Genomic DNA, 23,396 nt, shown 5'->3' on the forward strand with positions numbered 1-23,396 from the left:
TACCTAGGCTTATTTTAGCAGGGATTCACTTCTGTATCAATGTATTCTAAAATATTAATAATATTTAATTTATAGTTACACATTGTAACTATTTTAAACCAAGTAAACAGCTGTATTTTAATTACTAAGTAAATTGACCAACGCCCACGAACTAAAGCTGTATTTTAATTGCTTCTAGTCGTGTACCAAAGATGGTCATAACTTTAATCGGTTACATTTTTGGTTAAAACTTACTTAGTATAATTATCACAATTATAACATTTTATAAATAACACTGTACTCGAACAAAGAATCAGTCAGTCTTAATTTCTTGTGTATTCCGATTTTTCAACGGTCACTAGTTTAAACTCGATCAACACAAAAAAACAGTGCAATTTTCTCTATTTCTAGAGATAAATCGCACTGACTTGATTGACACCTTTAGCGGAATTTCATTGGTAATTCCTATTATGACGGCAATCAATAAATATTATTTAATCCGAGTATTGTCGGGATTATTATTAACATTGATTACACCTACCACTAATAAGATCAGCAACATACCGAGTACTACCGGTAAATGACCGGCCTGACGTTCATTAGTTTGTGGTAACTTCCGGGACTTAACCGTCACTTTTTGCTTAGCCTGACTGACAGTGTGACGATTAGTTATCGCCTGATTAACACTAGAATCAGCCGGCGTACTAGCAGTAGCAGCTGTTACTTGGTTTTTCCGGTAGCTAACTGTTACCGTTCGATCTTGGCTAGTGGCAGCCACTTTACTACGAACGACAACGTTAGTATCCGCTGTATAACCTGCAATGACAGGTGTAACCACATCTTTAAAAGCACCACTATTCCAAGTAGTTGTGGTTTGCTTAGTCACCAGATCAGTTTGTAATTCACCGTTTAAAGCAACTACTTGATGATTATCCGCGGCAATTTGCTTCCCAGTTGCATCAACGTAGTGAATTGTTTGCGTGACGTTTTTGACTAACTTCTTAGAGGTCAATTGATGTTGATAGTAAACTATTATCTCTGAATTTGCGGCACCATTGACTGGTGTTTGGCTTGGCACCACTGCCAAAGTTGGATTAACGTAACCCTTAGCACTTAAGTCAGGTGAACCAACTTGCGGAAATTCAGACAAGCCGACAGCATACCAACTATCACTTTTATGCGGTGTTACAGGTTTTGAACTTAAAACACCTGTACTATCAGGCATGGCATAACCAAGGTTCTCCCCAGTAACCAGATCAATAATCATGCTTGAACCAAAATGAACCTGTTGTTGGACTGGTACTGCAATACTTTCATTTGTTGCTTGGTCATAATAACGAATCGTTCTAGTCACGAACTTATTCAACGAATCGTAGTCACTTCCTAAAGGCCAAACAGCGGTACTAGTGCCCTCGGGCCAAATTTTATTGCCCGGAATAATCCCTTTAGAACCTTGTGCATTAAATCCACTGCCGCCATACCATTGATCCCAATTTGCTACTAGCTCTGCCCAGCGATCCGGCGTTGGATCAGCGCCATTCTCTGGATGTTCTGGAATATACTGTGGGTATTGAAACGCGACTGTACTCCCAGTACCAGCTGTAATATCTGAACTTGCAGCTTGAACAACGCCAATTTTATGCTCGTTCATCACGAGTGCCAAGCTTAAAAAAGCAACAAATAATAGGACTAATCTTGTTCATTGATTAGTCCGAAATAAATGAAAATGCATGTGAACTTCCCCCAATTCAATCATGATGCATAATAATTTAATAAGATAACTATAGATTAAATTATTACTAATTACAAATATTTTTCTAACTATTTATAAAAATAAATTCTGATTTTGTGATTTCTTTAATAACAGCCACTATTAGCCAACTGCTACGGTATTCAACAATAAAAAACCACTATTCAAATTTGTCAATGACGGCAAATTAAATAGTAGTTGTGCGATATTTCTGCGTTAAAACTTGCTCAACGTTAGTTCTGATCAGCTAGCAAACAATCTTAATGCTTTAGCAGATCAATTTTGGCAGCAATTTATTTGATTAAATGGGCCGACCAACATTAATGCGGTCAGTCATCCTCTGATTCATCTGCTGATCATCAAGCAGTTCCTGGCGCGACTCATTGTTCGCTGCCTCACGCTGATAACGCCCATTTTTCTGTTTAAGAAAAACAGCTTTACCTGAAAATACTGGCATATAAAATGGCTGATCAACGCCGTTTGTCCCCGCTGGTTCTCGGGACACAATGACCGCTAATTCTTGATTTATTTGAGGTAAAGGACAGTATGAATATTTGGCGGTGACAACCTCAGTTGACTGTAGTGCTGCTTTTTCCTGATCAGAAATAAAATCCTTAGTCGCCAAATGGGCTAATAAAATATCTTTGCGGATATTCCCACCAGCAAATAAAACCTTAATTGACTTTGGCACTCTTTTACCAGTGTGGGCCAATACTTGTTGGACCTTAATCGTTGCTAACGTGTATGCTGAAACCGTGCTGCCCTGATAAACATAGCTTTTCAGCGCCGTAATCTGCCCAACAACCGTTAATTCACCGCTCTCAATTAAGCCGGCAAAATCCTGCGGATAATTAACAAAATCTAGTTCAGCAGTAATCGGATAGATTTTCCGATAAAACGATGGCGGAGTTGCCGCCTTTTTTCTAACAGTTGAACCTTTTTTCGCCGGCGCTAACTTAGTCGTTTGCACAGTTGTCGACGAATGTCGCGCCTTAACTGCCCCAAACAAGCTCCCTACCAAAATCAGCACCAACAATATTGATAGGATAATTTTGATTTTTTTCTTCACTGCAATCTCAACTATTCAACAGTAATCGCCGTTTTACGTGCCATTAAGGTTGTTAGTTGCTCCTTCGTCGTCCGATTTAAAGATAAAGCAGGCAGTTTATCCAAGGCAAAATAAGCAATTTGTCCAGTTTCAATATTCTCGGCAAAGTGACCAGCAACTGGTTGGCAGGCAAAAACCATTTTATAATACTGGAACGGCTGCGGAATATCAGTTCTTTTAGCCGTGTCAAAGATATCAAGCAACCCCTGGACGGTCACCTGTAAGCCTGTCTCTTCAAATACTTCGCGAATAATATTCTCCGTTGGCGTATAACCTACATCAGCAAAACCACCAGGCAGTGACCACTCACCAGTTGGTTTGTCCTGAACCATTAAGATTTGCTGATTTTTGACGATCAAGGCACGAACATCAACTTTAGGAGTAATGTAGCCCTGGTCCTGTGTTAAAGCCGCCGTTAAATCAGCTACCTTAGTATTTGTGGTTGTGGCCATTTGTTCCAGTAGAATTTGCTCCAGTTTCTCATAGCGGTCTCGTTCAAAAGGTTCCTTAGTGTAATGCAGGCCGCTTTGGATCAGTGCCAGCATTTGTCGTTGACTATTTAATAGCTCTGAAGTCATTTGCCATCCTCCTCAGCCAGACAGTTATCATCGTCTAGCTTTATTGTGATAATCATATCATAATTCTGATAATAATCTTGATTAAACTAAAATAGTGGCAAAATTTTAAGAATTGTTAACGCGTTTCCATTTGAAAAAGTTGCTTAACCCAAAAATAGCGAGTAGTCCTGACAAAACGCATCAGAATCACTCGTTATTTCTCTTTAATATTCATCGACTGAATGCCTTTTACCACCCGATTAATAAAATCAGTTTCCTATAGCTATGATGCCTGAAAATAATCATCCACAATTTTCTTAATCGCAACCACACCATCTTCATAAAATAGTTTGGCTGGTACTTTGATCTGCGGTAGTTGTCGCGGATCGTTGAAAGGCGTACTTGGATCAGGGACAACTAAGGCGTCCAAATCTTGGGCCACATCCCATTTGAACTCGATTTGATAATCAGCATCAAAAACTTAATGTAACTTTTTCTCCAATTTCTTTGAAGACATGACACCATTGAAATACGTGTAACTAGCTACCTGACTGTTGTAGAGCACGAAAGCAATCTTCTTCATCAACCAGACACTCCCTTAACCACTTTTCTAATTCTCTGAGAATTATTCCTAAGTGATCATCAGCCCGCAATTGTTGCCAGATTACCAATATTTCCAAAGTGATTCCTTAATCAGGCTGATTTGATACTTCTAAATAACTCATCAGTTCACATGTAGTATAATTCTTTGTGACCTATAATTCAATCCATTTTTTATAGCGACTGCTTAATTTATTACCGCCTTAAACGTCGCCGTTTGCAGCGCCGCAATTAACTCATGTAAATCGTTCAAAGTATCTTGCTGCTCATCAAGTAACCATTCGCGCCAAATCTCGTAAATACCGGCACTCATGAAGCCAATCCAATAACGGCGTTTTGTCGCTGGAACCTGTTGCAACATCGGCTCACTTTCATAAAAACGTTGCATATTCGCGAAAAAAATTTGTCGGATAATCGGTTCATAATGTCGCTGAATCGACAGCTTCATTGCCGCCCCGAATTGTTCAAGAAACTCACTTAATCGCTGTAACTTTTCCGCTGGTGAAACATGATTAAGCACCTCATCGAAAATCTGCCGAACTTCAGGCTCGAAATAAGCGACTAACACATCGTCAAGCGTTGTAAAATTACGATAAAAAGCCATTCGACTCACACCTGCTCGCGTCACTAATTGCGAAACTTTAATATCATTGAAATCAGTTGTTTGCAATAACTGCAATAGCGCCGTGGTTAAATACTCCCGGGAATCCTGTTTAATTAATTGTGCATGTTTCGTTGCTGCCATTACAATTTCTCCAATCTGTCACAGATGCGACTTTTGCCCTTGCTTACCTTGCCCAAGCATTGTACGATATTCTCACTTGTGTTACAAGTATAACATCTGTAAGGAGAGCAAAAATGAATAACAAGCAAAAATTAGTCGTCGTTACTGGCGGCACCGGCTTTATCGCCAGCCATATCATTAGTCAACTTTTACAACAAAATTATCGGGTGCGGACCACCGTACGTTCCTTGGCCAAAACAGAACTCGTTAAAACGATGCTCACTAACAGCGGCATCAGTGATTTTGCAAACCTTGAATTCGTGTAAGCAGATCTGAACTCAGACAAAAATTGGACTCAAGTCATGAAGGACGCTACTTATGTCATGAGCGTGGCCTCATCAACACCGACTGGTGAATTTGCCGATGCTGAGGCCATGACCACAACCGCTGTTAATGGCGTCTTACGTGTGTTAAAATTTGCTCGCGACGCTCGAGTTAAACGCGTGGTCCTAACCTCAGCATATGGCGCTGTCGGCATGGGCCACGACAAGCAACGGACGAAACCTTTCACTGAGAAAGATTGGACGAATCTAGACGCCATTAAGTTAGACCTTTACCAACGTTCAAAGACGATGGCAGAACATGCCGCTTGGCACTTCATAGAAACTGAGGGGCAAGGCATGGAAATGGCCGCGATTAATCCGGTCGGCGTGATGGGACCAGTTTTAGCCAGCGATTATTCGCACTTTAACCGTCAAATTCAAGAATTATTAAGCGGCAAAGTCCCAGCAGTCCCTAAAATCAATTCTGGTTATATTGATGCTCGCGACGTCGCCAGCCTCCATATTCTGGCCATGACGGCACCTCAAGCAGCTGGTGAACGTTTCTTAGCGACTACTGGGGAAACTCTGTCGATGCTGGATGTGGCCAATATCCTACGGACAGCTTTCCCTGCTTACGCGGAAAAATTACCGCATAGAACCATTCCTAATTTTGTATTGAAGCTAGCTGCTAAATTCAACCCATCTCTAAAAATGTTAGCAACTTTAACCGATAACTTCGCCGACACTAGCGATGAAAAAGCCGTTAAATTATTAGGCTGGCAACCACGTTCAGCCAAAGACGCCATTATCGCCACCGCCCAATCAATGATTGATTTAGGGATTGTCACAAAATAAGCCAACCTTTTCTAACAATCTACACCGTTGATGAAGCTAATTAAACAGAGTCTGTTCTGACTCCATTGCGGGCTTGCTGGTTGTGGAACGCGGCCGACATTGATTTGAGCCTTTGCTCTGCAAAGTCTCAAATACAAGTCTTATTGTAAGTGCTAAAGCACTAAATGTGTTCGAAGCAGCAAACGGCTATGATTAACTGCAAATAATCACTCAATCTGGTTGCACCAGCTCAAGCAATTATTTGCAGTTACTCTACGCCGAAAGACCGATGCTCCTCACACTCTAACAATAATTTGGCGGCTGACAACCACGCCCTCCATTCCGTCCGGAGTTGATTTAGTGCATTTCATGTTAGTCAGAAGTTAAGGCGATACAGCGTGGTTGGTAAAATTAAGACAATCAAAAATAAGAGTATGCAGTACAATTCAAATGCTTTTATATTCAGAATATTGGAAAAATAAAAAATCATTCAATTGAAAAGGAGTCTTCAATCATGAAAATTGCCATTATTGGTGCCACTTGGAAATCCGGTCAAAAAATATTAGCACAAGCTTTAAATCGCGGTTTAGACGTAACGGCAATTGTCCGTAGTCCAGCTAAATTAACTGCTAAAGTACCATTTATTCAACGAGAAGTGTTCCAAATTACTGCATCTGATTTAGCACCTTTTGACGTGATCATCAGTGCTTTCGGAAACTCTGATGGCAATAATCGGCAAGAACATGTTCAAGTGATGACCATTATCTCGATATCTTGAAAAACTCGCATAAACGTTTATTGACAGTTGGTGCCGCCAGCTATTTATTTACCAATGATCAAAAAACGAAGAAGTTTTATGATACGCTAATGATGAAATTATCCGGCTTACGCACGGGTTCGTTAGTTTTGGAAGCAGCCTACACCACCTTGCGTGATCAAGCGACTGGCTTTGATTGGACGGTGGTGGCGCCAGCAGTCACCTACAGCTTCGACCGCCCAGCAACTGGTCATTACCACACCAGTGCCGAGGTTGTACAAAAGAACGCCGCGGGTAAATCAGTCGTGTCCTACACTGACTTTGCCGCAGCCTTAATTGATGAAGTACAGGCACCACAATATTTAAATCAGTTAATGAGTGTTGCCGAGGATTGATTCGACAAAATAAGCCATTAAAACCAAAGTTCAATTTGGTTTTAATGGCTTATTATATTGACCGTTACTTATCAATAATTTTGATTTTAATCAACGAATTGTCTTTCCTACCGCTACTCCTCGCCAGGATCGATTTCATCAACAATCTTGCGGGCTTCATCAGTAGTCTTGGTTTGCATCAGGTCATTTCTAATTGCAGCAGCGCCTTTCATCCCCCGCACGTAAATCTTGAAGAAACGTTGCAGTGGTGCAAAGTGACCTGAAAAACCTTTAGCAACAAATTCATCATACAAATCTAATTGATAACGCAGAAGATTAAGTAACTCATGGGCTGAATGCTCCTGAGGAACTTTCTCAAAAGCGTAAGGATTCATGAAGATGCCGCGGCCGATCATGATGCCATCAACACCAGGATGTTCATGAGCTAATTTCATGCCGGCCTGATAATCGGCAATGTCACCATTGATTTGTAATAATGTGGCTGGCGCATAAGCATCGCGCATTTGCACCAACTGGTCGATCAACTCGTAATGAGCCGGCACCTTACTCATTTCTACGGTCGTCCGCAAATGAACGGTCAAAATTGGCACCTGTTGCTGCAATAGAAACGGAATCCAATTTTCCATTTCATTGATTTCACTAAAACCTAAGCGCGTCTTGACACTGACTGGTAAGCCACCCTGCCGCGCACCATCAATCACAGCCTTAGCCGTGTCAAAATGGCGAATTAAATCACTACCACTATGATTTTTCAGCACCGCTGGGTCAGGACAGCCCATATTAATATCAATGGCTTGATAACCTTGCTGTGCCACCGCAACTGCTGCCTTGGCAAAGTCTGTCTCATCATTGCCCCATAATTGAACAATTGGCTTCGGTGACTCCGCAGGATCAATATAAAGCCGACCTTTAGTAGTTTCTTTGGCCAAGGGATGGGTCATACTCAACGCATTGGTAAATTCCGTATAAAAATTATCAGGTGCCGCGGCCCGCATGACGACTCGTCTAAAAACAGAACCCGTCACGGCCTCCATTGGCGCCAAACTAAAGAAAGGCCGCTGCTCGCGCTTAGCCTGATCAGCAATCTGCTGCCAATAACTTGATTCCGTCATACTTTCCACTTCCAATTAAATTTAACATTACTTACCATTGTACCGATTATATGAGCAGATTGGCAAATTAAAAAGTGTGTGCGGATCAATGGTCAGACTGCAGTTTAGCTGTGACTGCATAAAGAAAAAAGGCAAAAATTCCCAATATAAATCCAATCACGTGTGCAATCTCATAGAAGAAGTACTGTTCACGCAATATTACTGGAGTTATCCATCTTATAACAAAAAATAAAAATAGCATGATCATGAAAGTAATTTTTATTGGATGGCCAGATAGATACGTATTTCGTATCTTCGATGAAAATAATATAGCGAGTAATAGAACAGCTAGCAAAGCATTTATCGCAACCGAGGAACCTGTATAAATACCTGATAAATCATTCGTATTCAGCCAGGAAGGGGCCATTTCGTTGACAGATTTTTTTAGGATTATTTGCCTAGCGATATCACATACAATATTACCAACAATGCCAAACATTGGAAACAGAACGGCCAGCGTTAAATGCCCGAGATACTCTTCAATGAGTCGACCAATAACAAATAAAAGAACTAAATCTAGCAACAAGTCAGGCGAATAGTGTACCCAAAAAGAAGTAAAAATCCGATAAAACTCACCACTATTTAATGCATCAATTGTGTCACCGAACAATCGATTAATTTGTAAATCGGGATCGACAAAATATAAAATAAATGTCAGCGAACAAATAACAGTATAAATTATCGTTACAAAGTAGTGCTTAATGAATTTTTTTACTGCACGCATCAGATTATCTCCCCCCAATAGTAATTTAATTCACGTAAATAAAATCATTATATTCTATTATTAAAGGAAATCAAAGATTATGCACTAAACGCTAATCTCGATAAGGGAAGAGTAACAAAAAACTAGAATATCTTGTCCGAGTCTTTTCTCATAGTTATCTTTCTTAGGCAATTATCAATGAGCCTGTCGTTTTGATGATAGTTTGTAACTTCAATTATTGGCAATAAAAGCAAACCCTGATCATTCAGCGATTAATACAGCAATCATATAAATATATCCGATAATTGAATAATAATTTGACAATGCATCTATTATTGTTATAATTAGTTTGTGATTATTGTACCAAAAATATGAAGTAAATGAGGTTGGCACTAATGAAGACGAAAAAATTAAGTAAGCCACTTGAGACCATCATCCTGTTAGTGGTGGGCCTCATGATTGGTATTTTTCTCAAAAGCGTCTTGCAAACTGCTAGTTCTCACCAACTGGCCAGGTATGAGATTGTGGTTGCGCCCACAAAATCAAGCACGATTACTTATGCCCTTAACGATCACGAATCTTTCTCCTATGACAATCCACGAAAGAAGCTCTGTGGTGTCGTTTATGACCGTAAAAAAGGCTTCTATCAGTTATATGAAATTAAACCAGCTTATTAACCAATTAGCGTGTCATCATGGCTGACGCGCTTTGGCGCCAATATCGTCACAAATCATCGCTTACCAAAGTAAAACATCCCCGCCAGTATATGGCAGGGATGTTTTTGTAAAGACTCACTAGTGTTCAAGTAAATATTATAACCACTACTAGTTACATGAATGGTTAAAACCCGGGGGATTTCATGATAACTGTTTAGCTAGGTCAATCACATTTCCCTTGATCTGATCTCTAACTTGACGGAACACAGCTAATTTTTCGGCATCAGTTCCTTCAGCAAGCGCTGGATCAATTAACGGCCAATGAATTCTCTTAACTTCTGGTGGTGTGATTGGGCATCGATCGCGTGCGTCTCCACAAAGCGTCAGCACTACATGACATTGGTTGAGGTATTTGGCATCAATCGTTTTTGACTGGTTATTTGAAATATCCACACCACTTTCAGCCATCACTTTAATTGCTAAAGGATTAACACCATGTGCTTCAATCCCAGCACTTTGAACTTCCCAATCTTTTGGAAAAATTGTTTTCGCAAACCCTTCTGCCATTTGACTACGACATGAATTACCGGTACAAATAAAATATATTTTTTCCAAATTTTTTCGCTCCTATTGTATCCAATCTGCTAGTATACTCACGTTTTCTAAATCATTCTTGACACTTTGAGGTAGCATAGGAAAAATGACAATAAAATAACTAGATTAATTATAACTTAGATGTCTAGGAAAAGAGTCATTAGCTTATTTGACGAAGCACGTAAAAAACGTGTCCTGTCAACTACAAAAAAAGGCACTTCACAAAGTAAATTGCGAAGTGTCTTAAACATTGATATGCTGGATATATTAACGTTTTGAGAATTGTGAAGCTTTACGAGCTTTCTTAAGACCTGGCTTTACGTTCCTCGGTTTTATACGGTTTCACCGAGTTTCAAAGTCCCTTTATATCAACGTTTCTATTCACTCACTTTTATGGAATTTCAACGAGTTTTGAGCGTGACGCCCTAATTTGGTACAAAATGGGCATTTCGTAAAGCTACGATTAACGCAAAGCAAACGCACAAATGAACGTAAAGCAGGTTGTAACCAGACCTGCTTTTTTTGTCCTCAAAATTCGTTTTAATCAAGAACAAATCACTAAATATGGAGGAAATTACATTGATGAAAGCAGCTCGGCGAACCTCAATTTTCGCCGCATTGATTATGCTATTCGTCCAACTCTTTGTCCCCGCCTCAATCGCTCTCGCCGCCAGTATGACCAACACCAAGGTCGCTGACTGGCGAAATACTTGGCACCTGCATCTGTTCAATGGCTTACATTGGACGGACACCGGTATGTGGATGAAAAAGGTGGACGGCAAAGTTGCCTTCTGTGTGGAGCACGGGGTCGATCTCGATATGAGCGGCTCTGGCTACAACCCCAGCGCCTACTCCGACGCTAAGAAGGATCAACTAGCCAAGATCGCTTACTACGGCTACTACCAAAAACCAACCAATCGCAACTACGCCGTGACCCAGATGATTATTTGGGAAACGCTCGGCGATTCGTTGCTCACCACACCAAACAAGACCTATCAGTCTGAAAAGAAAGCGATTCTCGATAAGGTCGCCGCGCATGATCGTAAGCCGTCTTTCAACGGCAAACAGATCACGCTCGCCGTTGGTGATTCAATCACGTTGACTGACACCAACGGACGGCTCGCAGCTTTCGCCCAGCAAACGGCAAACACCGCGAACCTCAAGATCACCAAGTCCGGCAACAAGCTCACGCTGACGGCTACTGCCCAGTCGAAGGAATCCGGCAAGGTGGCTTACGCGATTGCAAAGGCCGCTGACGTTGGTACTTCTTTCGTCTACACGAAAGGCTCACAACAAAAACTCGTCAACTTCAAGCTCTCCAACAACGGTGAGTTTAGCCTGCCAATCAAGGTCAACTTGAACGGTAACGTGAAGGCCAAGAAGGTTGACGCCGACACCAACAAGGCGCTACCGGGTGCTAAGCTCAAGTTTGAATACGCTGGCACCACAAAGGAAGTCACAACTGGCACTGACGGCTATGCTGCTCTGAATGGGATCAAAGCTGGTACCAAGATCAAGATCAGCGAAGTCACTGCCCCTAACGGCTACGTCAACAAGGGTGAACTCAAGGAAGTCACCATCGAACCCGGCAAGACCGTTGAAGTTGTCCTCGGCAACAAGGAACAGCTCGGTAACGTGACCCTCGCCAAGATTGGGCGTGAGTTCGGTAGCGACATGTTCAATGCCTACTACTCGCTTAATGGTGCTGTCTACGGCATTTACACAAGCACCGGCACACGGGTTGGCGCAATCACCACTGACGGTAACGGCAGAGGCACCTTGCAGAATCTCAAGCTTGGTAGCTACTACGCGCTGGAAGAAAAAGCTCCTGCTGGCTACGTTCTGAATACAGCCAAGCTGCCGTTTGAATTGAAGTATGCTGGTCAAACTGTCGCGGTCACTACTGCTCACGTCGATACGACTGATCAAGAACAACGCGGCACCGCCACCATCGAAAAAGTTGACACCGTTACGGGTAAGCAGCCACAAGGCGCTGCCAGCCTTAACCGCGCTGTCTACGAACTCCACCGTGCAGCCGATGACAAGCTCGTGAAGTCGGTGACGATTGCCAACAACATCGCTTCTGTTTCCGGTTTGGAACTGGACGATTACTACTGGCAAGAAGTGAAGGCACCGACTGGCTACGTGCTTGATCCGCAAAAGCATCCCTTCAAGCTGGCATACGCTGGGCAGAACGTGACCACTACCGCCGCTACCACGACGGTCAAGGAACAAGTCATCACTGGCGACCTCGACTTGCTCAAGTACGGTAACTACGACTGGGCAACTCAAGGCAAAGGCACTAAGCCAGTCATGCTAAAGGGCACCCAGTTCACTGTCACCAGCAAGACGACTGGCAAGGTTGTTCGCACTGCCCTCACCGATGCGCAAGGCTACGTGAAGTTCACGGATCTACCTTACGATACCTACACCGTCACTGAAACCAAGACCCCAACGGGCTATAACGGCATCAAGCCGTTCACAGTCACGGTTGACGGTACCCAAAAGTCCCAGCATTACAGCATCGAAAACAAGGTTATCGAAGAAAAGCTGCGTGTTGTTAAGGTCGATACCGAAACTGGTAAGACTGTGCTGCGCGCTGGTGCAATCTTCCGGATTAAGAACCTACGAACCAACAAATACGAAGTCCAGCCAACTGCCGACAAGACCGGTACGACTGACAAGTTCGCTACCGACAATTCCAGCGAGTTGATCACAGCCGAAGCGCTCGGCTACGGCAAATACCAACTCGAAGAAGTTCAAGCTCCAGAAGGCTATGTACTGGCTAAGGAACCAGCCAAGTTCACCATCGATGGTAGCCATAAGGACGGCATCGTGGTCATTAAGTTCGCTGACCTCTCCCAAAAGGGCGTCGCCACCTTGACCAAGACCGGGGCTACCCCAGTCGCCGTCGAAAAGGTTGAAACTGAATACGGCGATCAGTACAAGTTCAAGTACGACTATACCGCCTTAGCTGGTGCGAGGTTCGAGTTCAAGGCAGCCGAAGACATTACGACCGCTGACGGTACCGTTCGTGCCCACAAGGGTGCCGTGGTTGCTACCGGCACCACTGACGCTCAAGGTCAGATTCAGACCCCAGAACTCTATCTTGGCAAGTACACGGCAACTGAAATCTCTGCACCAAACGGGTTCATTATGAATACCGATCCGATTGCTTTTGAACTCAAGTATGCCGGGCAAGAAGTGACGGTAACCTCCACCTCACTTGAAGCAAAGAACGACTTCCAGCAGCTCGACGTTTCGCTAAACAAGCAAGAAGAAAGCATCACCGGCTGGAAGGACAACCTCCCAGTTATCAAGAACATCGCGGCCAACGGTCAGACTTTCGGCTTGTTCACGCAAGGCGAAACCAAAATCGGCGATACTGTGATTCCTTCTGAATCACTCGTCGCCACCACGACGGTCAAAGACGGCAAAGGTGAATTTGGCGCGATCCAGTTGCCAGAAGGCTACTACTACGTCAAGGAACTTGATGCCGGTGAGAAGCACGACTTGAATACCACGATGTACGGCTTCCATTTCCACACCACTGACAATGAGAAAATCAAGCACATCGACCTCAATGACGGCAAGGTGATTAGCAACAAGCTCTACGAAAACGAACTGTCATTCAAGAAGATCAATGAAATTGCTACGCTGGTTGCGGGTAAAGGCTACTCCTACGCGATGACCGGTAACGCTGCTGGTGCGATTTTTGAACTGCTTGACGCTGACAAAAAGGTCATTCAGACCATCACCGTTTGCAAGGATTCCACTGGCTCCATCAAGCACTTGCCTGTGGGCACCTTCTATCTCCGTGAATCCAAGCCTTCTGCTACTAACCTTGTTCTTTATAAGGAAACCCTCAAGCTCGTATCTACTAAGGACGGCGTGACGATCTTCGATAGTAAGGATAAGCAGATTGGTGAGACCAAGTCTGATGCCAAGGAACCGACTATCGACTTTGAACTGACCAACGACTTGATCAAAGGCACAGGCGAACTGACCAAGACCGACGTTTCTACTGGGAAGCGGCTGCCAAACACCGGCATCCGCATTCTGGACGAAAACGGCAAGACGGTCGTATCTGGTCGCACCGACAAGAACGGGGTCTTCTCCTTCGGCAATTTGCCTGCTGGCAAGTACAGCTTCCAAGAATACGACGCACCAAAGGGCTACGAAATTAGTGAAGCCCTCGTGCCATTCGAGATCACTAAGGATGGCGAAATCGTGAAGGCCGTCATGACCGACAAGCAGACACCTAAGCCTGGCCTCCCACAAACCGGTAACGCGACCTCCGGCTGGCTCATCGTCATCGGTGTAGTGCTGCTGCTCGGCGTCCTCGCTGCAATGGTTGTGATCGGTGGTGCCAAGAAGAAAGACGGCAAGTAACATGCGCATTTCTTCTATCAATATGTACCCTGATCCCGGTGGCGACGTGCTGCTCCAAGGAGACATCGTATTGGATCATGTGCTGATCTTGAAAAACGTGAAGCTCATCGAAGGTCAGTATCGCTGGTATATTCAGTTCCCACGATACGCTGATGGCCGCACGGTTCACCCAATCTCCAAATCGTTTTACGACTATCTGCTCCAACAACTAACCGAATACTATCACCAAGCCACAGCCGAGTAGCCCAACTACCCGGCTTTTTGAATACGAAAGGAAGACTTCAACATGGAACTCAAATTTGTTGCACCAAATATTGAAAAGACGTTCGGTCACCTATACTTCGGCTCGCTCAAGCGCGAACTGTCAGAAGGAGATCGTGACAACCGCAAGGTTGTCTCCCGCACTTACGAGTTGTTCTCCGACTTGCAGCGCACCGACAACATCGAAATCACTATTCCGGCGAAGAAAGGTGACAAGGCCGAAAGCATTGAAGTTGACGCACCGGTCACCATCATCAAGCCGCGGATTGCGACCGTTGGCTACCGGATCGGTGAACAAGCCTTTGTGCGCTACATCTGCAATGCCGACGATATTGTCCCAGTCAAATAAAGAAAAGAGGAACTCACATGCGATTAGCAGAAGGCATCGTTATCGACTTAGAAGAAACCTTTGGCGTCCTAAAATTCTCCGGCCAGCGCCGCGAACGCTTCGTGCAAGACGAAGACGGCAATCGTACTGACGACGTGAAGGAACGCACCTATGACTTGAAGTCCATGAAACAGGGAATGATGATTCAGGTTTCCATTCCGGCCGAAGCTGGAATCAAAGACTTCAAGTACAACCAGATTGTTGCTTTGGTTGACCCAGTGATCGACACCGTGGCAAACGCGAACTTCAACCGCGTCGAAACTTCGTGGTACATGAAGGCCAAGGATCTCGTGATTGCCACCGCACCGGTCAAGCCACAGGAGAAGCCAAGCAACAATGACAAGAAATAGCTCATTGCCCCACTCCTCACGCGCGCCGCCCGCTGCGGCGGTTGCTTACCACTCATGAAAGGAGTTGACCATAGATGATGACTTCCACATTGACCGTAGTTGGTCGTGAAGTGTTCATCGACGACTATAACGAAGAAATCGACAACGACTACCGCCTTGACCCAGACGAGATTCTGCAAGACATGGTGGAACTCATGGAAGAAAGCCCTGAATCTTACCAACACCTACATTTCGACAGTGAACAGACCAACGACGGCATGAATAAGCTGTTCTCGTTCACTTCATACGAAGGTGAAGATGGCTTGCGGCTCTCGTATCTGGGCGTCAGCGATGAATGAAAGGACTGATGACATGGCACAAGCACTAAGCATTGACGGCTTTTTGGAGGACTATCCCGAACTAGTTGACCCTGATTACCACGACCCCAGCCCTGACGCTTTGATCGACATGGTACTGATGGCCGCCGAACAGGCCAATCCTGATGAACCATTTTCCATTTGGGTAGACGGCGAATGTACCCGCGATCATGAATCCAAAGAGTTCAGTTTCAATATCGACACCGAAGACCGACAACCCGCTATCAAATATATTGGCGTCAAGTAACGCCCAAAGGAGAATTTCTATGAATGATCAAGTAACCCTCGTCAACCTGGACGACTTTCAATTTCACTACGAACACATCGCTGACTTTGACAACGGTGCATCACCCACTGGTGACGTCATCATCAACTTAATCGACGCAGCTAATCACGCGATTCAAGCTGGCATGAATGCTTGTGACCTGATTTTAGCCAGCGAGCAGTGTGCGAAACCCGAAGCCTACCTTCAAGGCGCGCGCTTTGGTTTCAACGTTTCAAGTAGTCCACTTGGTCTCGTGATTGGCTACGACGGAGTGAACATTGACGAATGAAACTCACGTATCGCGGTACACGGGTCTATCCCCGTCAACGCAACTTACTCTACAACACGGCGATGACGGTTGTGGTTTGCTTGTGGGTAACTGGAGCTGCCATTGCCTATTGGCCGCTGCTAAGACAAATCAACTGGAAGTTGTTTAGTTGGCCGGACGTGGCCGCCTTGCCTTGGTCATGGCTACCGCTGATTATTAACAGTTTATGCACAGCGCTACTCTTTGGCGCTGGCTTGTGGTCATATCGAACTTGGTTTGCGGATTCCTACAAGCAGATGGAACACCGCCAAAAGCTCGCCCGCATGATCATGGAGAATAAATGGTACCAAACTGACCAAACCAACAGCGAGAGTTTCTTCAAGGACTTAGGCTCAACGCGCACCAAAGAGAAGATCTCGCACTTTCCCAAAATCTACTACCGGCTCAAAGACGGGCTGATCCACGTTTCCGTTGAAATCGTCATGTCTTCCTATCAAGATCAGCTCCTGCACTTGGAAAAGAAGCTCGAAGCCGGTCTTTACTGTGAGCTGGTAGACAAGATCTTGCACGATTCTTATGTCGAGTACACCTTGCTTTACGACACGATCGGCAAGCGTATCACCATTGCTGACGTGACCTGTGAACACGGCTCCATTCAGCTCATGGAAACTGTGGCTTGGCACTATGACGCACTGCCTCACATGTTAATCGCTGGTGGCACTGGTGGCGGGAAGACCTACTTCATTTTGACGTTGATTGAAGCACTTCTGAAAGACGGTGCCCAACTCACCATTCTTGACCCGAAAAATGCCGACCTTGCCGATCTGGCAGACGTGATGCCAGGGGTCTACTCGAAGAAGGAGGCCATGCTTGGTGCGCTTGAAACCTTCTATCAGGACATGATGGCGCGCAACGACAAAATGAAACAAATGGACGGGTACAAGACCGGCGAGAACTACGCCTATCTTGGACTACCCGCCCACTTTCTGATTTTTGATGAATATGTCGCCTTCATGGATATGCTTGGCCGCGATGCTATGCAAGTCATGTCCAAGCTCAAACAGATTGTCATGCTTGGCCGTCAAGCCGGCTTCTTCCTCGTGTTGGCTTGCCAACGGCCTGACGCAAAATATTTAGGCGACGGGATAAGAGATCAGTTCATGTTCCGCGTTGCGCTTGGGCGCATGAGTGAGCTGGGCTATTCCATGATGTTCGGCGAAACCAATAAAGACTTCTTTCAAAAACCGATCAAGGGACGCGGCTATGTGGACACTGGCGGCAGCGTGATCTCTGAATTTTACACACCACTAGTGCCGCGCGGCTATGATTTCCTCACCGAAATTGGTGCCGTAGCCAATACCGTACCCGCAACCCCAACAGAACAGGAGGTATCAAATGAGCACTGATGTCAAAATCGAAAACCACGCGCAATTCCTCAACGACTTTCACGAGAACTTGCCTTTCCAATCCGACGAAGACGCGGAAGACCAACTTGAATGGATGGCAATGCACGCCCACGAGTACCCAGATTCACGGATCTGGATGGGCGCTCCCGGCGGCCTTACCGCTGATCGTTTTCCGAAGCGCTTTTGGTTCAACGTCACTACTGGCGACGACGGTGGCTTGGTCATGACTTACACCAATGTCGCAGATGAAGGCGATGAGGAGTAGATCTATGGTAATCCGATCTCGTTCACCAGATCTAATGCAGCATCGCAGGTGGCTTCATAAGTGACGTTCTCACTGTATACGTAGGCCACTCGGTACTTTTCCCAGCGCTGTTTCAATAGCACAGACCCACGCAATGTTGCAATGATTTCTGCGTATCGCGGCAACAGTGCTTCCGAACCACGAAGATCCGCCGTCGCGTGCAATGCATCCTTTAAGACTTTGAAATCAATATTCTGCCGTTGCACCTTATCGAACAGATACAAGTCGTAGAAGTCTTTCATACGCGAATTAAGTTCTTGCCGCACAACCATGGATTCGAGTTTCTCGGCAAGAATGGTCTCCATATTGTAAGCCATAACTAGAATATCTTGATCATTAAAAATCGTACGATGATGCCATGAAATTTCGCGGGGCGTGATTGTGTCCCCCGTTGAAACATCGATCTTCGTATCTACGACGCTGTTGTAGATCTTTGCTTCGATATGAATGCGAAACCCAGCGTATTCTGCGGCGACACGAATATCGTCAATCTTAGCAATTCTGATTGTTACGTCGCTGTCTGGCTCGTTCATATCAGCGATGTCCGTAAACACTTTGAGGATTTCCTCTTTTGTTACCGGCAAGCCTTTGATCGAGGTATCAACGTCACGAGTTGCCCGTGTATCAACACCTAGCATTGACGCGATTAGAAACCCGCCTTTGAGAATCAAGTTATCCCGGTAAGGCGAACGAGAAATACGATCTACAATCTCGTCTAACGCCACCTCTTGCATCAATATTTGGGGATCAATCTGCTTTTCCTTGGCAAGGTTACGCACCTTGGCTTTGAACTGTTGCCCATTTGAAAAACCTAGTTTCACAGTAGTACCTCCATGTAGTTGTTGATTTTTTCTCTAACTTTGAACAAATCTGCATAGCGTACCAGCCGCCCAATATCTTTTTGCTTTAGCTGCGAATAGCTAATCATTGCTTGACGAATAGTTTCCGAATCTGATGAATCACGCGCTCGTAAAATATCACAGAGGGTTCGCTCAATATTGTAGACCCGTACCTTGTGCTGACCCGGAGACAGCACTTCCTCAACGCCTAGCTCATGCCACTTTACATTTTGACGATAGACCCGCACAGGAAACTCGCCGAGTGAACTTGCATTATAGCCGCGAGGAAAATTCATTTGGTAACGATCCGGTGTCCTGTCGATCATATGATGCAAAAAGAGCGCAGTGTCTTTATAGTAGATACCTTTGTTAAAACGATACTGAAGGATATACATGTCATCTTCAAATATCGCCGGGTCAATATACACCCCACGCCCTACTCGTTCTAGCTTACCAAGGTTTGCAAGATCAATAAGCAGATGTGGATCAATTCCAAGTTTTCTAGCATCCGCAGTCGTTACCTGCCCGTTATTTTGCTTCAAGAAGGATTCAATTAAATCTGACATTAAGTTCGCCTCACGTTTCAAGCATCATTATACCATATAACGATGCTTGAAACGTGAAATCACAAGTACGAAAGGAGAACCCATGAGAATACCAATTATTAACAATCAAAGTCGTTTTCAGGAAGACTACGCTGACACGATTATAGCTGGAACCCCAGAGGACGCAGAAGACGCCCTGCTGGAAATGTGCGATTACATTGAGCCTTACGAAGACGGCGATCACTGGCTCGAGCTCGTCGGTGATCGCACTATTTCGGGCAAGCCCGTCTACTTCTGGTTCACAGCTAACATGACGCAAACTGGCATGCAGCTCACCTATCATAGCTGGGCGCATCATTACTAATCGGCTACACGCCGTCGTCAAGACAAAGCCTTTGAAAGGAGCAGGACTATGACTAACCAATCTGTTCAGCAAGGCTGCACCCTGCCGCCACGCGCGGCGTGCAGCGCAAAAGCCGCAAGCGTGAGTGGCAGCGGTCGGCTGGCGCCGACCGCTTACCCCCAGTACTCTAACAGGGGGGTATTAAATACAACGTCTGTGCCTGAACACAGGGTAGAAAGGTTGATATGACGGCGTTTCAATAGAAAAAGACAAAATGATGGATGGCAACCCCAATCCATCATTTTTTGAAAGGAGCGTTGCCATGTGCTCATGGCATGAAAAAACTAAAATCAAACGCAAGCAACTCAAGCTGACCCAAGCTCAAGTCGCCCGGCGCTTAGGTGTCACGCGGATGCATTACGTTCAAGTGGAGAACGGCAAGACTAACCCTAGTTCATCGCTGCAAATGGAAATCGACCGGCTGCTCAAGAATTGGAACGATGAACCAGAACTAACGCTGATGTTTGACTACATGCGCGTGCGTTTTCCAACCCATGACGCCAAGGCCGTGATCACCAAGATTCTCGGCCTAACCCCGGAACACCTGATATTTGAGGAACATGGCTTCTACGGCTATTCGGCCATGTATATTTTTTCCAACATTCAGGTCATGGTCGCGCCGGTTGGCTCAAACCTTGGCACGCTGGTTGAGATGAAAGGCCAAGGCTGCCGTGAATTTGAAGGCATTCTGCTAAGTCACGGTGAAACCTGGTACGACTACTTTCTTCGGGTCGATGAAGCTGGCGGCATCTTCAAGCGGGTTGATATTGCGATTAACGACATGGTTGGCCTGCTAAGCATCCCAGAACTGGTCAATAAGTGTCTGAACAACGAGTGCATCTCTGTCATGCGATCGTTCCAAGGGCTGCAATCGGGTAAGCTCGTGGATCTCGACGAGGCTGGCCGAGGCAATACGCTTTACGTCGGCACGATGAAAAGCGACGTGTACTTCTGCATCTACGAAAAGGCAGCCGAACAAGCTGCCAAGCGCGGTATCTCGATTGCTGACACGCCGATCATCAACCGGTTTGAAATTCGCTTGAAAAACGAGCGAGCAATCAAGGCGATTGAGAACATGCTGATTACCCGTGACGCCGAAAAGGTCGCGTTCGGTATCATCACCCGTTATATGCGGTTTGTAGATGTTGTCCCTGATAAAAGCCGCTTGAAGTGGCCGCTCAACGACCGCTGGGCATACTTTATCGGTAACGGACGCCAGCCGATTCGTCTGACTACCGATCCCCAGCCCTTTGACCTGAACAAGACCAAGGCGTGGCTCCAAAAGCAAGTCATGCCCACGCTCAAGGTCATCAAGGAAATTGACAACTACTTCGGTACCACTGATTTGCAGCTCATGATCAAGGATGCCGAACTAACCGACAAGCACCTCAAGCTTATTGAGCAACAGACTGTCGGCAGCGAGGAACTAGGAGGTGACATGTTTGGTCAATGACGTGCTGGCTTCTCACCCGCTGCGAGGCAAGGCATTCAAAGACTGCGTGCTTAACGTTTACGTCTACAAGGCGACATTAGTCGGTGTCGTCGAGCACAAGAAGTACCGGCGCATTTGCGACATGAACAGTTTTGGCTTCGCGGCACAAGGCTACATCGCTTGGCGGCACCAGCAACAAGAACACCCAGCGGCTCTGATTGGCCGCGATGGGCGCGCCTTGAACTACGGTGAGCTGCGCCGACTGCTTTATCAAACAGCCGAAGAATCAGGCTGGCCGGTCTTCGCTGCACCAGTGGAAGACCTGTTTTTCGATTAACAAACTTGGTCGCGATTGACCGCGCCAAAACAATCGCAATTCAAAAAGGAGTGATGGTCACAAATTCAACTAAAGGAGTATCAACGCAATCGAACTAGACGTCATCTACAATCGCGATTGTCTGGAAGGTATGGCGGACTTACCGACAGCCTCTATCGACATGATCCTGTGCGACTTGCCGTATGGTACCACAGCCAACGCTTGGGACAAGGTGATTCCGTTTTCCCACCTCTGGGGTCAATACGAACGGCTCATCAAACCCCAAGGCGCGATTGTGCTAACCGCAACTGAACGGTTCTCTGCGGACTTAGTGCAATCAAACCCGGCCTTGTATCGCTACAAGTGGGTTTGGATCAAGAATACTGTCACCAACTTCGTCAATGCCAAGAACCGCCCCTTATCCCGTTTCGAGGAGATTCTCGTCTTCTCCAAGTCGGGTACGGCCAACTTTGGTAACTCCCCTGACACCAAAGGCATGAAGTATTTTCCTCAAGGACTGCTCCCCTATAACAAAACCGTCAACTCGCGTAAGTATGAAAATTCCAATCAACTGCACCCGTGGAACGCTCCCGATAGCTACACGCAAGAATGGACGAACTACCCGTCTGACGTGCTCAACTACAAGTCTGATCGCACCGGCTGGCACCCGACGCAAAAGCCTGTCGATCTTTTTGCCTACCTCATCAAGACTTACACCCAACCCGGCGAGATCGTGCTGGATAACTGCATGGGGTCTGGCACCACCGCGATTGCTGCAATGGACACTGACCGCCACTTCATCGGCTATGAAATTAGCGAAGAATACTGGCGGCGCGCCCTTGACCGCATCAAGCACCACCACGCAACTCAAACTGAACTATTCTGATTCATCACTCATGATCCGGTCGCCGCTGACCGCGCCAAAACAGCGGCAATCTTGAAAGGAGCCATGGTCACTAAACTAAAAATCAAAGGATGATTATTATGAATTTCGGACAAAACTTGTTTAATTGGTTCACTTCCAACGCGCAGAGCTTGGTGCTGATGGCGATTGCCATTATTGGGGTCTACCTCGGCTTCAAAAGGGAGTTCTCTAAGCTCATCGGCTTTCTCGTCATCGCGATCATTGCCGTCGGGTTGGTGTTCAACACCGCCGGGGTCAAAGACGTACTGCTGAATTTGTTCAACCGCGTCATGGGGGCTTAGCCTATGGACGATATCAAAGTCTTTATTGCCAATCTTGGCAAGTATAACGAGGGCGAGATCGTCGGCGCATGGTTCACGCCGCCAATCAACAACGAAGAACTCGCTGAAAAGCTAGGACTGAACGACCAGTACGAAGAATACATGGTTCAGGACTACGAAGGCCCCGTTGTCTTTAGTGAGTATTCAACGATTGGTGAGATCAACGAAGCTGCCGCAGCCGTTGAAGCATTGAAAGGCACCGATATTTACCCTGCCATCAAGGAGCTGATTGGCGAATGGTATGACAACGTGGTTGAACTCGCCGCCCACAAGGAGGACATCGCTTGCTACCACGTTGCGAATATGACTGAACTAGCCGAAACCCTGGCCGATGAAGGCTGGTTCGGCGATATTCCACCTCAAGTTGAAAACTATATCGACTATGCCAAGGTTGGCCGTGACCTTGAGATTGAAGGAGGCTACGTTGAAACCCCGCACGGCATTTTCCAATTACTAGAATAATTGCTGGACTGGCGCTGCAACAGGCGTCAGTCT

General features: G+C 45.7%; 28 protein-coding genes and 1 pseudogene. 19 read left to right on the forward strand and 10 right to left on the reverse strand.

From position 1 onward, the window contains the following. Positions 1–469: 469 nt before the first annotated feature. The 5 genes from EKM81_RS04125 to EKM81_RS04140 all read right to left on the reverse strand — a co-directional run bounded on the left by EKM81_RS04125 (position 470) and on the right by EKM81_RS04140 (position 4,739). Positions 470–1,630: a mucin-binding protein gene (locus EKM81_RS04125; protein WP_125648835.1), complete on the reverse strand. Its 1,161-nt coding sequence runs from the start codon at positions 1,628–1,630 to the stop codon at positions 470–472. 400 nt (positions 1,631–2,030) lie between these two features. Continuing rightward, positions 2,031–2,798: a hypothetical protein gene (locus EKM81_RS04130; protein WP_125648838.1), complete on the reverse strand. Its 768-nt coding sequence runs from the start codon at positions 2,796–2,798 to the stop codon at positions 2,031–2,033. Between the two features lie 11 nt (positions 2,799–2,809). After that, positions 2,810–3,415, reverse strand: a complete 606-nt coding sequence (locus EKM81_RS04135; RefSeq protein ID WP_125648841.1) for an NUDIX hydrolase N-terminal domain-containing protein — start codon at positions 3,413–3,415, stop codon at positions 2,810–2,812. A gap of 262 nt (positions 3,416–3,677) precedes the next feature. Further along, positions 3,678–3,836 (reverse strand): hypothetical protein, encoded by a 159-nt coding sequence (locus EKM81_RS11150; RefSeq protein WP_164509202.1) that lies wholly within the window; start codon positions 3,834–3,836, stop codon positions 3,678–3,680. A 345-nt stretch (positions 3,837–4,181) separates the two neighbouring features. Next, positions 4,182–4,739 (reverse strand): TetR/AcrR family transcriptional regulator, encoded by a 558-nt coding sequence (locus EKM81_RS04140; protein ID WP_125648844.1) that lies wholly within the window; start codon positions 4,737–4,739, stop codon positions 4,182–4,184. Positions 4,740–4,852: 113 nt separating this feature from the next. Between EKM81_RS04140 and EKM81_RS04145 the strand changes: the two are divergent. The 3 genes and pseudogenes from EKM81_RS04145 (at position 4,853) to EKM81_RS04155 (ending at position 7,027) form a co-directional block, all read left to right on the forward strand. Continuing rightward, positions 4,853–5,896, forward strand: a pseudogene (locus tag EKM81_RS04145) (SDR family oxidoreductase). A gap of 493 nt (positions 5,897–6,389) precedes the next feature. After that, positions 6,390–6,653, forward strand: a complete 264-nt coding sequence (locus EKM81_RS04150; RefSeq protein WP_125648847.1) for an NAD(P)H-binding protein — start codon at positions 6,390–6,392, stop codon at positions 6,651–6,653. Next, positions 6,650–7,027, forward strand: coding sequence for an NAD(P)-dependent oxidoreductase (locus tag EKM81_RS04155; protein WP_125648850.1), 378 nt, complete (start codon positions 6,650–6,652; stop codon positions 7,025–7,027). The genes EKM81_RS04150 and EKM81_RS04155 overlap by 4 nt, the downstream gene beginning before the upstream one ends. A gap of 113 nt (positions 7,028–7,140) precedes the next feature. Here EKM81_RS04155 and EKM81_RS04160 read toward each other — a convergent pair whose 3' ends face one another. Together EKM81_RS04160 and EKM81_RS04165 are read right to left on the reverse strand one after the other, a co-directional pair. After that, positions 7,141–8,139, reverse strand: coding sequence for a tRNA dihydrouridine synthase (locus EKM81_RS04160; protein WP_125648853.1), 999 nt, complete (start codon positions 8,137–8,139; stop codon positions 7,141–7,143). 85 nt (positions 8,140–8,224) lie between these two features. Then, positions 8,225–8,902, reverse strand: a complete 678-nt coding sequence (locus EKM81_RS04165; protein ID WP_125648856.1) for a rhomboid family intramembrane serine protease — start codon at positions 8,900–8,902, stop codon at positions 8,225–8,227. 374 nt (positions 8,903–9,276) lie between these two features. On the opposite strand from EKM81_RS04165, the gene EKM81_RS04170 reads away from it, so the two are divergent. Further along, on the forward strand, positions 9,277–9,558 hold the full coding sequence (locus EKM81_RS04170) for a hypothetical protein (RefSeq protein ID WP_125648859.1): 282 nt from the start codon (positions 9,277–9,279) through the stop codon (positions 9,556–9,558). Positions 9,559–9,738: 180 nt separating this feature from the next. On the opposite strand, the gene arsC is transcribed toward EKM81_RS04170, so the two are convergent. Beyond that, positions 9,739–10,152, reverse strand: a complete 414-nt coding sequence (arsC, locus tag EKM81_RS04175; RefSeq protein ID WP_125648862.1) for an arsenate reductase (thioredoxin) — start codon at positions 10,150–10,152, stop codon at positions 9,739–9,741. A gap of 561 nt (positions 10,153–10,713) precedes the next feature. Here arsC and EKM81_RS04185 point away from each other — a divergent pair. The 9 genes from EKM81_RS04185 (at position 10,714) to EKM81_RS04225 (ending at position 18,082) form a co-directional block, all read left to right on the forward strand. Then, positions 10,714–14,523, forward strand: a complete 3,810-nt coding sequence (locus tag EKM81_RS04185) for a SpaA isopeptide-forming pilin-related protein (protein WP_191987262.1) — start codon at positions 10,714–10,716, stop codon at positions 14,521–14,523. Between the two features lies 1 nt (position 14,524). Next, positions 14,525–14,767, forward strand: coding sequence for a hypothetical protein (locus tag EKM81_RS04190; protein ID WP_045137143.1), 243 nt, complete (start codon positions 14,525–14,527; stop codon positions 14,765–14,767). Between the two features lie 42 nt (positions 14,768–14,809). Next, positions 14,810–15,133 (forward strand): DUF961 family protein, encoded by a 324-nt coding sequence (locus EKM81_RS04195; protein ID WP_003606404.1) that lies wholly within the window; start codon positions 14,810–14,812, stop codon positions 15,131–15,133. Between the two features lie 17 nt (positions 15,134–15,150). Further along, a complete protein-coding gene (locus tag EKM81_RS04200) occupies positions 15,151–15,522 on the forward strand; it encodes a YdcP family protein (RefSeq protein WP_125648867.1) in 372 nt (123 codons plus the stop codon). A 74-nt stretch (positions 15,523–15,596) separates the two neighbouring features. After that, positions 15,597–15,860 carry a hypothetical protein gene (locus EKM81_RS04205; RefSeq protein ID WP_019864315.1) on the forward strand — a complete coding sequence of 88 codons (264 nt, stop codon included), beginning with the start codon at positions 15,597–15,599 and terminating at the stop codon, positions 15,858–15,860. Between the two features lie 13 nt (positions 15,861–15,873). Continuing rightward, positions 15,874–16,125 carry a hypothetical protein gene (locus EKM81_RS04210; protein WP_032799616.1) on the forward strand — a complete coding sequence of 84 codons (252 nt, stop codon included), beginning with the start codon at positions 15,874–15,876 and terminating at the stop codon, positions 16,123–16,125. A 19-nt stretch (positions 16,126–16,144) separates the two neighbouring features. Then, the gene (locus EKM81_RS04215) at positions 16,145–16,432 is read left to right on the forward strand and encodes a hypothetical protein (RefSeq protein WP_125648870.1); all 288 of its coding nucleotides are present in this window, start codon (positions 16,145–16,147) and stop codon (positions 16,430–16,432) included. Then, positions 16,429–17,817, forward strand: a complete 1,389-nt coding sequence (locus EKM81_RS04220) for an FtsK/SpoIIIE domain-containing protein (RefSeq protein WP_019864310.1) — start codon at positions 16,429–16,431, stop codon at positions 17,815–17,817. The genes EKM81_RS04215 and EKM81_RS04220 overlap by 4 nt, the downstream gene beginning before the upstream one ends. Further along, positions 17,807–18,082: a hypothetical protein gene (locus tag EKM81_RS04225; RefSeq protein WP_019864308.1), complete on the forward strand. Its 276-nt coding sequence runs from the start codon at positions 17,807–17,809 to the stop codon at positions 18,080–18,082. The genes EKM81_RS04220 and EKM81_RS04225 overlap by 11 nt, the downstream gene beginning before the upstream one ends. A 2-nt stretch (positions 18,083–18,084) precedes the next feature. On the opposite strand, the gene EKM81_RS04230 is transcribed toward EKM81_RS04225, so the two are convergent. Next, a complete protein-coding gene (locus EKM81_RS04230) occupies positions 18,085–18,942 on the reverse strand; it encodes a nucleotidyl transferase AbiEii/AbiGii toxin family protein (RefSeq protein WP_094516055.1) in 858 nt (285 codons plus the stop codon). Beyond that, positions 18,939–19,526 carry a type IV toxin-antitoxin system AbiEi family antitoxin domain-containing protein gene (locus EKM81_RS04235; protein ID WP_019864304.1) on the reverse strand — a complete coding sequence of 196 codons (588 nt, stop codon included), beginning with the start codon at positions 19,524–19,526 and terminating at the stop codon, positions 18,939–18,941. Before EKM81_RS04235 ends, EKM81_RS04230 begins: the two co-directional genes overlap by 4 nt. Before the next feature lie 82 nt (positions 19,527–19,608). Here EKM81_RS04235 and EKM81_RS04240 point away from each other — a divergent pair, with 82 nt between their 5' ends. From EKM81_RS04240 to EKM81_RS04265, 6 genes are all read left to right on the forward strand, one after another. Beyond that, complete coding sequence (locus EKM81_RS04240; protein WP_094516056.1) at positions 19,609–19,869, forward strand: hypothetical protein; 261 nt, start codon at positions 19,609–19,611, stop codon at positions 19,867–19,869. A 301-nt stretch (positions 19,870–20,170) separates the two neighbouring features. Then, positions 20,171–21,361 carry an XRE family transcriptional regulator gene (locus tag EKM81_RS04245; protein WP_125648903.1) on the forward strand — a complete coding sequence of 397 codons (1,191 nt, stop codon included), beginning with the start codon at positions 20,171–20,173 and terminating at the stop codon, positions 21,359–21,361. Beyond that, positions 21,342–21,677, forward strand: coding sequence for a hypothetical protein (locus EKM81_RS04250; RefSeq protein WP_225420173.1), 336 nt, complete (start codon positions 21,342–21,344; stop codon positions 21,675–21,677). The genes EKM81_RS04245 and EKM81_RS04250 overlap by 20 nt, the downstream gene beginning before the upstream one ends. A gap of 130 nt (positions 21,678–21,807) precedes the next feature. Continuing rightward, entirely contained in the window at positions 21,808–22,542 is a 735-nt protein-coding gene (locus EKM81_RS04255) for a DNA-methyltransferase (RefSeq protein WP_125648876.1), read from the forward strand. A gap of 98 nt (positions 22,543–22,640) precedes the next feature. Continuing rightward, the gene (locus EKM81_RS04260; RefSeq protein ID WP_003606383.1) at positions 22,641–22,862 is read left to right on the forward strand and encodes a hypothetical protein; all 222 of its coding nucleotides are present in this window, start codon (positions 22,641–22,643) and stop codon (positions 22,860–22,862) included. Positions 22,863–22,865: 3 nt separating this feature from the next. Further along, positions 22,866–23,363 (forward strand): antirestriction protein ArdA, encoded by a 498-nt coding sequence (locus tag EKM81_RS04265; RefSeq protein WP_125648879.1) that lies wholly within the window; start codon positions 22,866–22,868, stop codon positions 23,361–23,363. Positions 23,364–23,396: the final 33 nt, after the last annotated feature.

Origin of the sequence: Lapidilactobacillus gannanensis, assembly GCF_003946675.1 — a bacterium.
Classification (GTDB): Bacteria; Bacillota; Bacilli; order Lactobacillales; family Lactobacillaceae; genus Lapidilactobacillus; species Lapidilactobacillus gannanensis.

Coding starts and splice junctions, on each gene's coding strand:
- EKM81_RS04160 (WP_125648853.1), bottom strand. CDS start 8,139: ATGACGGAATCAAGTTATTGGCAGCAGATTGCTGATCAGGCTAAGCGC.
- EKM81_RS04195 (WP_003606404.1), top strand. CDS start 14,810: ATGGAACTCAAATTTGTTGCACCAAATATTGAAAAGACGTTCGGTCAC.
- EKM81_RS04205 (WP_019864315.1), top strand. CDS start 15,597: ATGATGACTTCCACATTGACCGTAGTTGGTCGTGAAGTGTTCATCGAC.
- EKM81_RS04220 (WP_019864310.1), top strand. CDS start 16,429: ATGAAACTCACGTATCGCGGTACACGGGTCTATCCCCGTCAACGCAAC.
- EKM81_RS04150 (WP_125648847.1), top strand. CDS start 6,390: ATGAAAATTGCCATTATTGGTGCCACTTGGAAATCCGGTCAAAAAATA.
- EKM81_RS04170 (WP_125648859.1), top strand. CDS start 9,277: ATGAAGACGAAAAAATTAAGTAAGCCACTTGAGACCATCATCCTGTTA.
- EKM81_RS04240 (WP_094516056.1), top strand. CDS start 19,609: ATGAGAATACCAATTATTAACAATCAAAGTCGTTTTCAGGAAGACTAC.
- EKM81_RS04210 (WP_032799616.1), top strand. CDS start 15,874: ATGGCACAAGCACTAAGCATTGACGGCTTTTTGGAGGACTATCCCGAA.
- EKM81_RS04135 (WP_125648841.1), bottom strand. CDS start 3,415: ATGACTTCAGAGCTATTAAATAGTCAACGACAAATGCTGGCACTGATC.
- EKM81_RS04245 (WP_125648903.1), top strand. CDS start 20,171: ATGTGCTCATGGCATGAAAAAACTAAAATCAAACGCAAGCAACTCAAG.
- EKM81_RS04165 (WP_125648856.1), bottom strand. CDS start 8,902: ATGCGTGCAGTAAAAAAATTCATTAAGCACTACTTTGTAACGATAATT.
- EKM81_RS04200 (WP_125648867.1), top strand. CDS start 15,151: ATGCGATTAGCAGAAGGCATCGTTATCGACTTAGAAGAAACCTTTGGC.
- EKM81_RS04260 (WP_003606383.1), top strand. CDS start 22,641: ATGAATTTCGGACAAAACTTGTTTAATTGGTTCACTTCCAACGCGCAG.
- EKM81_RS04235 (WP_019864304.1), bottom strand. CDS start 19,526: ATGTCAGATTTAATTGAATCCTTCTTGAAGCAAAATAACGGGCAGGTA.
- EKM81_RS04125 (WP_125648835.1), bottom strand. CDS start 1,630: ATGAACGAGCATAAAATTGGCGTTGTTCAAGCTGCAAGTTCAGATATT.
- EKM81_RS04215 (WP_125648870.1), top strand. CDS start 16,145: ATGAATGATCAAGTAACCCTCGTCAACCTGGACGACTTTCAATTTCAC.
- EKM81_RS04265 (WP_125648879.1), top strand. CDS start 22,866: ATGGACGATATCAAAGTCTTTATTGCCAATCTTGGCAAGTATAACGAG.
- EKM81_RS04190 (WP_045137143.1), top strand. CDS start 14,525: ATGCGCATTTCTTCTATCAATATGTACCCTGATCCCGGTGGCGACGTG.
- EKM81_RS04140 (WP_125648844.1), bottom strand. CDS start 4,739: ATGGCAGCAACGAAACATGCACAATTAATTAAACAGGATTCCCGGGAG.
- EKM81_RS04255 (WP_125648876.1), top strand. CDS start 21,808: ATGGCGGACTTACCGACAGCCTCTATCGACATGATCCTGTGCGACTTG.
- EKM81_RS04185 (WP_191987262.1), top strand. CDS start 10,714: ATGAAAGCAGCTCGGCGAACCTCAATTTTCGCCGCATTGATTATGCTA.
- EKM81_RS04225 (WP_019864308.1), top strand. CDS start 17,807: ATGAGCACTGATGTCAAAATCGAAAACCACGCGCAATTCCTCAACGAC.